This window comes from Celeribacter marinus (assembly GCF_965656515.1).
Lineage (GTDB): Bacteria > Pseudomonadota > Alphaproteobacteria > Rhodobacterales > Rhodobacteraceae > Celeribacter > Celeribacter marinus_D.
Window position 1 is genome coordinate 32284 of record NZ_CBFHKW010000020.1, and the last position, 11447, is coordinate 43730.

12 protein-coding genes are annotated in these 11447 nt (G+C 55.8%); 3 read left to right on the plus strand and 9 right to left on the minus strand.

Going from position 1 to position 11447, the window contains the following annotated elements:
* Positions 1-93: 93 nt before the first annotated feature.
* The 7 genes from ACTG34_RS06550 to ACTG34_RS06580 form a co-directional block, all read right to left on the minus strand.
* Positions 94-798, minus strand: coding sequence for a type 1 glutamine amidotransferase (locus ACTG34_RS06550; protein WP_439104172.1), 705 nt, complete (start codon positions 796-798; stop codon positions 94-96).
* Positions 799-808: 10 nt separating this feature from the next.
* Positions 809-1636, minus strand: a complete 828-nt coding sequence (locus ACTG34_RS06555) for an ABC transporter permease (protein ID WP_439104183.1) — start codon at positions 1634-1636, stop codon at positions 809-811.
* 2 nt (positions 1637-1638) lie between these two features.
* Positions 1639-2517 (minus strand): ABC transporter permease, encoded by an 879-nt coding sequence (locus ACTG34_RS06560; protein WP_439104173.1) that lies wholly within the window; start codon positions 2515-2517, stop codon positions 1639-1641.
* 51 nt (positions 2518-2568) lie between these two features.
* Complete coding sequence (locus ACTG34_RS06565) at positions 2569-3285, minus strand: transporter substrate-binding domain-containing protein (protein WP_439104174.1); 717 nt, start codon at positions 3283-3285, stop codon at positions 2569-2571.
* A 24-nt stretch (positions 3286-3309) separates the two neighbouring features.
* The gene (locus ACTG34_RS06570; protein WP_439104175.1) at positions 3310-4113 is read right to left on the minus strand and encodes an ABC transporter ATP-binding protein; all 804 of its coding nucleotides are present in this window, start codon (positions 4111-4113) and stop codon (positions 3310-3312) included.
* A 207-nt stretch (positions 4114-4320) separates the two neighbouring features.
* Positions 4321-4764, minus strand: coding sequence for a TerB family tellurite resistance protein (locus ACTG34_RS06575; protein ID WP_439104184.1), 444 nt, complete (start codon positions 4762-4764; stop codon positions 4321-4323).
* 64 nt (positions 4765-4828) lie between these two features.
* Complete coding sequence (locus ACTG34_RS06580; protein ID WP_439104176.1) at positions 4829-5422, minus strand: LysE family translocator; 594 nt, start codon at positions 5420-5422, stop codon at positions 4829-4831.
* A gap of 183 nt (positions 5423-5605) precedes the next feature.
* Here ACTG34_RS06580 and ACTG34_RS06585 point away from each other — a divergent pair, with 183 nt between their 5' ends.
* Together ACTG34_RS06585 and ACTG34_RS06590 are read left to right on the plus strand one after the other, a co-directional pair.
* Positions 5606-6247, plus strand: coding sequence for an FMN-binding negative transcriptional regulator (locus ACTG34_RS06585; RefSeq protein WP_439104177.1), 642 nt, complete (start codon positions 5606-5608; stop codon positions 6245-6247).
* A gap of 51 nt (positions 6248-6298) precedes the next feature.
* Positions 6299-7669 carry an L-serine ammonia-lyase gene (locus tag ACTG34_RS06590; protein WP_439104178.1) on the plus strand — a complete coding sequence of 457 codons (1371 nt, stop codon included), beginning with the start codon at positions 6299-6301 and terminating at the stop codon, positions 7667-7669.
* Positions 7670-7733: 64 nt separating this feature from the next.
* On the opposite strand, the gene ACTG34_RS06595 is transcribed toward ACTG34_RS06590, so the two are convergent.
* Together ACTG34_RS06595 and secG are read right to left on the minus strand one after the other, a co-directional pair.
* The gene (locus ACTG34_RS06595; protein WP_439104179.1) at positions 7734-9377 is read right to left on the minus strand and encodes a CTP synthase; all 1644 of its coding nucleotides are present in this window, start codon (positions 9375-9377) and stop codon (positions 7734-7736) included.
* Positions 9378-9534: 157 nt separating this feature from the next.
* The gene (gene secG, locus ACTG34_RS06600) at positions 9535-9900 is read right to left on the minus strand and encodes a preprotein translocase subunit SecG (RefSeq protein WP_439104180.1); all 366 of its coding nucleotides are present in this window, start codon (positions 9898-9900) and stop codon (positions 9535-9537) included.
* A gap of 216 nt (positions 9901-10116) precedes the next feature.
* Between secG and ACTG34_RS06605 the strand changes: the two genes are divergently transcribed.
* Complete coding sequence (locus ACTG34_RS06605; RefSeq protein WP_439104181.1) at positions 10117-11412, plus strand: adenylosuccinate synthase; 1296 nt, start codon at positions 10117-10119, stop codon at positions 11410-11412.
* The last annotated feature ends 35 nt before the right edge of the window (positions 11413-11447 follow it).

Below are 11447 nucleotides of genomic sequence, written 5' to 3' on the forward strand. Positions count from 1 at the left end.
AACACCTGCGGCGCGAAAATCCACGCATTCTTGAACGGGCAAGCGAAATATCGCAAATCCGTTACATGAGGGGCCCGCGTGGGGGCGGGTGTTCTAGGTGTCGCGTATGACTGCGGACCGGCCTGATGTCAAAAAGGCTGCAATCTGTGCCGTCAGCGCGGCTTCGTCATTGGGCAAGGTTAGCGATTGGTGGGCGGCGGCAAATACACCGTCCGGATACACGCCGTTTGGCCAATCGGCATTGAGGTAGCTTTGGATTGTGGCGTGTGACAGCTCGGGATGAGGCTGCACGGTATAAATCGTATCGTCGTACAAGAGGGCGGCATTGGCACAGTTATGTGATGTTCCGACAACTTCAGCGGATGGTGGCAGTGTCGTTACCTGATCTTGATGCCAAGCGTTTAAATGCACATCACCCAAACCGTCGAGCGCATAGGACGTACGGCCAATGCCCCAACCGCCGTCATATTTTTCGACGCGCCCACCCATCGCTTGGGCGATAATCTGATGGCCAAAACAAATCCCCGTCATGCGGCGTTGTGCGGCAAAGCAATCGCGAATGAATGTCTCCAGCGGCGCAATAAAGGGATGATCTTCGTAGGCGCCATGTTTGGAGCCTGTGACAAGCCACGCATCTGCGTCCGTGATATCGTCCGGAAACACCATGTCCACCACACGCCACGTCTGAATTTCAAACCCGTAGGGAGTGAAAAGCGACGAAAACAGAGCGGAGAAATCGCCGTGTTGCTCCATGACGGACAGGGGCGGATCACCACATAGCAAAATGCCTAGCTTCATGGATGTGCCTTTAACGGATCAACATCATCCGCGCGCGTTTTGGACGCTGCGCAGAGGAGGGGAGATGGCGATTCAGATGCCGCCCGATCAGACCAAAGACCATGATCACGATGAGCGTCAGAACCACAAAGAACCCTGCCACAATAGGATAAGGCACAAAGGGGTTGAACGTCTTTTCCGCAAAGTAGGACGCATAGTAAAGCGCATCGCCCTTTTGCTGCCATGCGGGAAAGCCCGAGAAAAAGACAAGCGCGGTGGCGTGGAACAAAAATATCGCCTCATTGGTATAGGCCGGCCACGCAAGACGCAGCATCGTAGGCCATGTTATACGGCGAAAGCGCGTCCATCCCACCATGCCGTAGGCGTCCGCGGCCTCGATATCGCCCTTGGGGACCGAGCGCAGCGCGCCATAAAAGATTTCAGCGGAATACGCGGATGTGTTCAAGAACAAGACGACCAATGCACCCGCCCACGCACGGGTCAGGTTCCCTGTCTCAATCGTTATGCCAAAGATGTCGATCCCTGCTTTGGGGAGAGCCACAAACAATTCGTAGGCCAAAAAGAATTGAATGAACAAGGGTGAGCCGCGAAACAAAAAGATGAACCATTCGGCGGGTTTGCGCAGCCATTTGTTTGAACTTGCTTTCGCCATGGCCAACGCCGTTGCGAACACAAACCCGAGCATCAAGGCCACGAGACCAAAATAGATGTTCCAAATCATACCCGACCCGATCAGCGTGATCTGGTCGCACAAGGTGATATCGGATTTCGGCAACAGCCGCTCGCCAATCCCGATGGAGCGCAGCGCGTAGGCGGATATGGTTTCAGCGCATGTCATGCTCATGTCGCTTTCCTCATCTCTTCGCCCGCCACGGTAGCTTGTCCGTGTGAGAGTTTTCGGGTGATGCGGCCAAGCACGATCTCAGAGACCCGCGTAAAGCATAGATAGAACACCAACAACGCGAGGAAATACCAGAGCCGCCAATCGGGGTGTGGGTAGGTGTATTGAGACGTTTTTGTTCCGCCCAATTCGCGCGCCCAATATACGATATCTTCGACGCCGAGTAGGAATAGAAGCGGTGTGGCTTTGATCAAAATCATCCAAAGATTGCTCAGGCCTGGCAGGGCGAAAATCCACATTTGTGGCACCAGAATGCGCCAAAACGATTGGCGGTGCGACATGCCGTAGCTTTCTGCGGTCTCGATCTGTGCGTGTGGGACGGCCTTCATCGCGCCGGCCATGACGTTGGCCGCGAATGCACCAAACACAATGGCAAATGCCAGAACCGCGAGGGTGAAGCCATAGAGCTCATGCACCGATTGCGGCGCTGAATTGAGCGGTAATTTGGCCGCCGAGCAGACGATAAAGTCATTGCCTTGGCGGATCGGTTCGGACCAGTCGGGGCACTTTACCTTATGGCGCAGCCACTCGAACCCTTGGTCCATTGCAAAGGGGACAAACAAAAAGAAAATAATATCGGGAACACCACGCACCATCGAAGTATAAAGCGCACCAATCCAACGGATCGGGGCAAGGCGCGCGCGCGATGCCATTGCACCCGCAAATCCCAATGCCAACGCCGCAGGCGCCGTAATCGCAAGCAGCGATAGCACGACAAAAAACGACTTATAGAACAGCATATGCTTGCCCGTTGTCAGATAACAGGCGAGCCAGTTCAGGCCGTCAATGGCGGAAGGATCTGTGCAATATTCAAACATATAAAAGGTTGAGAAGGGGCCAGCGCAAAACTGGCCCCGCCCTCTTGGATCTTAGTACTGCGCTGTTTCGGCGCCAAAGTACTTGACGAGAAGGGCGTTCAACGAACCGTCCGCTTTCATGGAGTCGATAGCTGCGTTGAATTTGTCTTTCAACTCAGTGTCGCTTTCGCGCACGCCAAGGCCGATACCGCCGCCCAGTGGCACGTCGTCGCCTGCGAACATGAAGCCTTGCTCTTCAACGAAAGGCACCAAGGCGTCTTTGTCTGCGAACACGCCGTCCACTTCGCCGTTTTTCACAGCAGCAATGGTGTCGTCGAGGGTTGCGAATTCAACAAGCGTTGCGCCGGTTTCAGCTACGTAACCCGCTTGGATTGTGGATGTCTGTGCCGCGATCACGCCGCCCATCATGTCTGCGCCTTCGGTCAGTGTGGCGTAGGCAGATGCGGTAGGTGGGTAGTAGTTTTGTGTGAAATCAATCACTTCGTCGCGCTCGTCGGTGATCGACATGCCCGCAATGATAGTGTCGTAGTTGCCCGATACGAGGTTTGGAATGATTGTGTCCCACTCGTTTGTGACCCACTCACAGGTGAGTTCGGCGCGTGCACATAGCTCGTCGCCCACTTCGCGCTCAAAGCCTGCAACTTCGCCGTTGTCATCAATGAAGTTGTAGGGAGGGTAGGCGCCCTCGGTGCCCATGCGCACGGTGTCGGCAGTCGCAGCACCGGCCATGAGAGCCAAAGCCGCAGCGGAAAGGATGAGTTTGTTCATTTTAATACTCCCAGGTTGGTCTTTTTAGGCTGAAACAGTTGCACTTAGAAACTGTTGTAGCCGTTCCGTTTTAGGCGCGCCAAAGAGGTCGGCGGGTGCGCCTTCTTCTTCAACACGGCCTTGATGGAGGAAAACCACGTGATCTGACACGTCGTTCGCCATTCGCATATCGTGGGTGACGATGATCATGGTCCGGCCTTCTTCGGCCAACGCTTTGATCACTTTCACCACCTCTTGTTCCAGTTCGGGGTCGAGCGCGGATGTCGGCTCGTCGAATAACAAGGCCTTGGGTTCCATGCACAAAGCCCGTGCAATGGCGGCGCGCTGTTGTTGGCCGCCCGACATTTGCGCAGGGTAGACATCGCATTTGTCACCAATGCCGACCTTGTCCAGATAGGCGCGTGCGGCCTCTTCGACGTCTTTTTTGGGCCGCCCCAAAACCGTTACAGGCGCTTCCATGACGTTCTCAAGGATCGTCATATGCGCCCATAAATTGAACTGTTGAAAGACCATCGACAGGTTGGTGCGAATCCGCATCACCTGTTTACGGTCAGCGGGCCGGCGGTGCAGGCCTGTTCCCTTCCACGTAATCGGCTCGCCCTCGAACAAGATTTCGCCCTGTTGGCTGTCTTCCAACAAGTTGGCACAGCGCAAAAGCGTCGATTTTCCTGACCCCGAGGAGCCAATAAGCGAAAGCACATGGCCGCGCGGCGCGGTCATCGAGACTCCTTTGAGCACTTCAAGGGCGCCATACGCCTTGTGAAGCTCCCGAATTTCGATCACGGGCGTATCCATGGGCGGATTTGTTTTTGAGTCAGTGGTCAACATTCGAACGAGTTAGGGCGAATTCTTAAGCAGATGCAACAAACATCATCGAATTGACCCTGCGTCGCAACGTTAACTATCCGAAATGGCGAGGATTTATGCGTCAATCTGCGCGAATGTTCATCCAAATGCAGTGTCGGGGCCGACTTTTGAACGTCAACGTCTAAAGGCGCTCACCCACAGATTCGCAAGCTGCCTCGGATGTGGCGGCTATTTTGCCTTTGCTTCAACGCGTTGGCGGGCCAAGGCACTATCGCGATCATTGACGCCAAGTAGATTGGCAACCAAACGCAAAAGCGTATCTTCGTCGTGATCGCGCGCTCCATCGGCTAACACAACGGACCATAGGCTTTCTATGACGCTTTCGCGATCCTCGTAGGGCACGGCGTCCTTGATCGCGCGGGTAAAGCGCACTGTGTCAGGGGCTTCCTCTTCGAGGTGTTCGGCGCGTATGCGCAGCTCGGTCGCATCGGACTGGCTTAAGGAGTAGCGGTCCGACAGCACCGTCTCGATTTTTGTGACCTCGGCAGGATCATAGTGCCCATCCGCGCGCGCCACGCGCACCAAAAGCGCGCCAAGTGCAAGACGCGAATCCAGGTTCGATAGGCGCGGCGGGTTCGGTTGGAGGAGGTTTTTTATAAAATCTGCAAACATAGACTTCATATAAACCGCGATTTGGGAAAAGGAAACGGGTGCACGCAACTGTGATGGGGTGCCGTTAGTGCGCCAAAATGGGTAAGAGCGACGCCACAAGAAGGGTGGCCATAGTCCAGTTAAAGATGCGCAAGCGCCGCGAGTTGGTAAGCAAGCGCCGCACCTCGGTGCCCATCCATGCCCAGACTGTAATGGCGGGAAAGTTCACCATGAGAAACCCAAGCCCCACAACGGCCGCCGCCGTCCATCCCTCGCCTTGTGCATAGTTGGTTTGCGCCCCAATCGCCATAATCCATGCTTTTGGATTGACCCATTGGAATGCGACCGCTTGCCAAAATGTGAACGGTTTACCGCCGGCTGCGCCCTCTTTGGGTGGGGCGGCATTCGCGATTTTCCACGCGAGCCACAGCATGTAAGCGAGTGAGACGACAACCAGTATCTGACGCAAAACCGGAACTGCCTCAAACAACTGTGCTAGACCCAGACCGATTACAAACACCATGAATGAGTGGCCAAGAGAGATGCCGAGCATATGCGGTAAAGTCCGCCGAAACCCGAAATTGGCGCCCGAGGCCAAGAGCATCAGGTTGTTTGGTCCGGGCGTGCCAGAGGCCACAAATGCAAATGTCAAAAGGGCAAAGAAAAGGGTCATATCCATAACGGGAGGCTATAGCGGGTCGCGCGCGAATGTGGTGCGCTTTTTTTTGATAATTATGATCACTGTAGATGATGAAAGGCCTGTATCTGGCGTCGAGCCGCCCAAACGCGGTGAATGACGCGAATGATGGTTTGCGCGGTGGCACGAGCGTGTTAGGCGAAAGAAAACCGCGCGAGGCAGACCATGTACCGACCTGACCAAACTGGCATAGACGATCCAACTGTCCTGCGCGCGGCGATGCACGAAATTTCGTTCGGCGCGCTTGTGACGCCGCATGAGGGCGGCATCGAGATTTCGCATGTTCCGTGGATGGTGCGTGAAGAGGGCACAAAAACCTATCTCGAAAGCCATATCGCACGCCCGAATGCCCATTGGACTCTCGCGGGTGCAGGTCAATCGGTGGTGATGTTTCAAGGGCCGCACGCGTATATATCGCCAAGCTACTATCCGTCAAAACAGGTTCATGCAAAGGTTGTCCCAACGTGGGGTTACATCGTGGCGCATGCCCATGGCACATTCGAGGCCATTCAGGACGGCGACTGGTTGCACGCGCATCTGAGCGCCTTGTCGGATCGCCATGAGGCGGGGCGCGCCAATCCGTGGGCGATGTCTGATGCACCTGTGGCCTACATTGCCGCCCTCAAGCGCGGCATTGTCGGCATACGATTTGACGTGTCACACATGGAAGGAAAGTGGAAAGTGAACCAAGCCAAATCTGAGCAGGATCGTGCGGGCACCTATCACGGCTTGATGAGTGAACGTAGCGACATGGCGCGGGATTTAGCAGAAGCGCTTGAATTCTTTCCAAAAGCTGACGATCAATAACTGACAGGGTGACGGACGTCGCGTTGGTCTACATGGCAATGGGAGGTCGCGATGTTCTTGAGTGTCTTTGAAATGTTCAAGGTGGGCATCGGCCCGTCATCGTCGCATACGATGGGGCCAATGGTGGCCGCAGCACGGTTTATGGCCGCATTGGCTGATCAAAACATCACGCCTGTCCGAGTTCAGGTACGATTGCTTGGATCACTTGCATTTACGGGAAAAGGACACGCGACCGATCGGGCCTGTATTCTTGGGCTGGCTGGATTTAGCCCGCAAACATTTGATCCGGTCCGCGCCAATATGGTCTTTGATGCGATTTGTACGGATCACGTTTTGCCCGATACTGGCATTGCATTCGACCCTTCGATTGATTTGATTTTTGACTATGACACGCCGTCCCACGGTCATGCGAATGCTATGGAAATTAGGGCGGTAGGCGTCTCTGGCGTCCTGTTGTTGTGCGAGACCTACTATTCTATTGGCGGTGGTTTTGTGTTGACTGCTGACGAGTTTGAGCAGGCACAAAGCCAAGATGCGAGCGCGCGGTCCGATGTGCCCTATCCATTTCAATCGAGCCTTGAGATGTTGGACATGGCGCAATCGGCGGGATTGAGCATCGCCCAGATGAAGCGCGCAAACGAGGTGTCGCGGATGAGTGCGGCCGATCTTGATCGCGGAATCGCTCAGATTTGGTCCACGATGAATGCCTGTCTGGAGCGGGGGCTTGCGGGCGATGGAATTCTACCCGGGGGTCTTGCGGTGAAACGCCGTGCGCGGGGTATCTATGTTAATTTACAAGAGCTGCAACACAGCAATCTTGCGCCGCCCCATATCGTCAACGACTGGATTTCGGCCTACGCAATGGCGGTGAACGAGGAGAACGCAGCGGGGGGCCAAGTGGTCACCGCGCCCACCAATGGTGCGGCGGGTGTGATCCCTGCGTGCATCCGCTACTGGCTCGATCATGTCCCACAAGCCGATCCGGCGCAGTTACCCGATTTCCTTTTGACGGCGGCGGCCATCGGCGGATTGATCAAACACAATGCGTCAATCTCGGGAGCGGAATGCGGATGCCAGGCCGAGGTGGGATCCGCCTCAGCAATGGCGGCGGCGGGCATGTGTGCGGTTTTGGGCGGCACGCCTGCGCAGGTTGAAAATGCCGCCGAGATTGCGTTGGAACATCACCTTGGCATGACCTGCGATCCGGTTGCGGGCTTGGTCCAAGTGCCATGTATTGAGCGCAATGGTTTAGGCGCGATTAAGGCGGTCGCAGCCGCGTCATTGGCGCTGCACGGCGATGGATCGCATCTTGTTCCGCTCGATAGCGCAATTGCAACCCTGTGGCAGACGGGGCGCGATATGAGCGACAAATACAAAGAGACCAGCCTAGGCGGGTTGGCCGTAAACATCCCCAATTGCTAAGCTAGACCCCGCACACGAAAACGGGCCCCCGTAGGAGCCCGTTTAAATCGCACGCTGTGATGGCTTAGACCAAGCGTGAATTGTCTTTTGCGGCGCGGATGAAATCCTTGAACAAAGGCGCGGGCGCGAACGGTTTGGATTTTAATTCGGGGTGGAATTGCACGCCGATGTACCACGGGTGATCGACCGCTTCGACAATCTCGGGCAGGCGTCCATCAGGGGACATGCCAGAGAAAATCATGCCACAGCTTTCGAGTTTTTCACGGTACTTTGTGTCAACTTCATAGCGGTGACGGTGGCGTTCTTCGATCTCGGTGGTGCCATAAGCCGCAGCGACTTTGGACCCTTCTTTGAGGGTTGCGCTATAGGCCCCAAGGCGCATGGTGCCCCCTTTGTCGTCGCCTGCGTTGCGGCGCACGGTTGCATTGCCTTGGATCCATTCCTTGAGGTGGTAGACCACGGGTTCAAACCGTTTGCCGCCTGCCTCGTGGTCGAACTCCTCGGAGCCTGCGGTTTCGATGCCCGCGAGGTTGCGTGCGGCCTCGATGACGGCCAATTGCATGCCCAAACAGATACCGAGGTAGGGGACTTTGCGTTCGCGCGCGAATTTCGCGGCCTTGATTTTGCCCTCGGTGCCGCGCTCGCCAAAGCCACCAGGGACCAGGATCGCGTGGAACCCTTCGAGGTGGGGAGCAGGGTCTTCTTTTTCAAAGATTTCCGCGTCGACCCATTCAATTTTGACTTTGACACGGTTGGCCATGCCGCCGTGCGTCAACGCCTCGGCGATAGATTTATAGGCATCTTCGAGTTGCACGTATTTGCCCACAATGGCAACTTTGACTTCGCCTTCGGGGTTGAAAACACGGTCGGCTACATCGTGCCAAACGGTGAGGTCCGGCTTGGGCGCGGGTGAGATGCCGAAAGCGTCAAGCACTGCTTGATCAAGGCCCTCACGGTGATAGGCCAATGGAGCCTCATAGATCGATTTGAGATCAGGGGCTGCAATCACGTCCTCTTTGCGCACGTTACAAAATAGCGCAATTTTTTCGCGCTCTTTCTCAGGGATCGGATGCTCGGAGCGACACACCAATACGTTTGGCTGAAGGCCGATGGTGCGCAGTTCTTTGACCGAGTGCTGTGTCGGTTTGGTTTTCAACTCGCCCGATGCGGTGATGTAGGGCAGGAGCGTGAGGTGCATGAAAATACAATCGCCGCGTGGTTTGTCTTGGGCGAACTGTCGGATTGCCTCAAAGAAGGGCAAGCCCTCGATGTCGCCAACCGTGCCACCGATTTCACAGAGCATGAAATCAACTTCGTCATTGCCAACATGCAAGAAATCTTTGATTTCGTTGGTCACGTGAGGGATCACCTGAATGGTTTTTCCAAGATAATCACCACGGCGCTCTTTTTCGAGAACATTGGTGTAAACGCGCCCCGACGAGATCGAGTCGGTGTTGCGCGCGGCCACGCCCGTGAACCGCTCGTAGTGGCCAAGATCGAGATCGGTTTCCGCACCATCATCCGTGACGAACACTTCGCCGTGCTCAAACGGGCTCATCGTGCCTGGATCGACGTTGAGGTAGGGGTCGAGCTTGCGCAACCTTACGGAAAATCCGCGCGCCTGAAGAAGGGCGCCAAGAGCCGCAGAGGCAAGACCTTTGCCCAAAGAAGATACAACACCGCCGGTGATGAAAACGTATCGTGCCATGTGATGAGGGGCTCCCGTGAGTGTCCAAAAAAGAGTAAAACACGCGAAAATATTTCGCGTGTATCACGGGATTTGAGAGCTATCAGATTCGGTCGTCCCGCGCAACCAAACCGCTACATGTTGCGGAAATTAATCCCGCAACGCCCATGTTTTGGGGTTATTCGACGCTTGGTGGTGCGATAGGCGCGTCTGTGGCCGAGGGTGGCAACAGGCTTTCGCCGGATGGCAACACAGGGCTCGATACGGTATCATCTACCGTTTCGGTGGCGGACATGTTGTCCACGACCGAGGACACATTGGCCTCGCGCCGCGCCAGAACCGTAAGAGTGATGGAAGTAATGATGAACCCAACCGCAAAAATCCATGTCAGTCGCGTGAGGGCCGTTGCCGCACCGCGTGCCGACATCGCATCACCTGCGCCGCCGCCCATGCCAAGACCGCCGCCTTCAGACCGCTGAATGAGCACAATGCCAATAAGGCAAAGCGATAAGATGAGGTGGACGACGAGAACAACGTTTTCCATGGATCTGCTTTCGATTGGTTCGTTGCGGGTACTTAAGATGAGATTGCCCTATACGCAACCCCGTGCAAACGGATCGGGCACAAATTGCGCGCCGCTCGTGCGTGGTGTTCCTATATACAATGTGGCGTTGTGAGAGGTTTCACACGTTTTGCGGTTCCCTCACCGCCCGCGCGGCGCTATACGGGCGCGGGTTTCAATCCAATCAAAGGATTCATCATGGCTAACGTCGTCGTTGTCGGCGCCCAATGGGGTGACGAAGGTAAAGGCAAGATCGTGGACTGGCTCTCGGAGCGCGCGGATGTGATCGCACGCTTCCAAGGTGGCCATAATGCAGGCCACACGCTCGTCATCGACGGCAAGGTCTACAAGCTACATGCGCTGCCTTCGGGCGTGGTGCGCGGTGGCAAGTTGTCCGTGATTGGCAACGGTGTTGTTCTGGATCCGTGGCATTTGTTGAGCGAGATCGAAACGATCCGCGCTCAAGGCGTCGAGATTTCGCCTGAAACGCTGATGGTTGCCGAAAACACCCCGCTTATTTTGCCAATCCACGGTGAATTGGACCGCGCCCGCGAGGAAGCCGCGTCCAAAGGCACAAAAATTGGCACAACAGGGCGCGGCATTGGCCCGTGTTACGAGGATAAAGTGGGTCGCCGTGCCATTCGTGTGGCAGATCTGGCTGATGAGGCCACGTTGATTGCGCGTGTTGACCGCGCGTTGCAACACCACGATCCATTGCGTAAGGGCCTAGGGTTCGAGCCAGTTGATCGTGACGCCTTGATCGCGGCGCTCAAAGAGATCGCACCAAAGATTCTCCCGTATTCCGGTCCCGTCTGGAAGGTGATGAACGAGAAACGCAAAGCCGGCAAACGCATCTTGTTTGAGGGCGCACAGGGTGCATTGCTCGATATTGATTTTGGGACATACCCGTTTGTGACGTCATCCAATGTGATAGCGGGCCAAGCGGCCACAGGTGTCGGCATCGGTCCGGGGGCCATCGATTACGTCCTTGGGATCGTTAAAGCCTATACCACCCGTGTGGGCGAGGGACCGTTTCCGACCGAATTGCATGATGCGGATGGTCAACGCCTTGGCGAACGCGGCCACGAGTTTGGCACCACTACAGGGCGCAAGCGCCGCTGCGGTTGGTTCGATGCGGCCTTGTTGCGTCAGACCTGTGCGACGTCGGGCATGAACGGCATCTGTTTGACCAAACTGGACGTGCTTGACGGGTTCGAGACGCTGAAAATTTGCGTGGGCTATGACCTCGACGGGGAGCGTTTGGACTATCTCCCGACCGCGGCCGAAGAACAGGAACGTTGCGTGCCGATTTATGAGGAAATGCCGGGGTGGTCCGAAAGCACCGAGGGCGCGCGCACATGGAATGATCTGCCTGCAAATGCGATCAAATATGTGCGCCATATCGAGGAATTGATCGATTGTCCTGTGGCGCTCGTGTCGACCTCACCCGAGCGTGAAGATACGATCCTTGTCACAGACCCGTTTGCGGACTAACTGCCCGATATGGCTTTGACCTATAAAACCCGCCG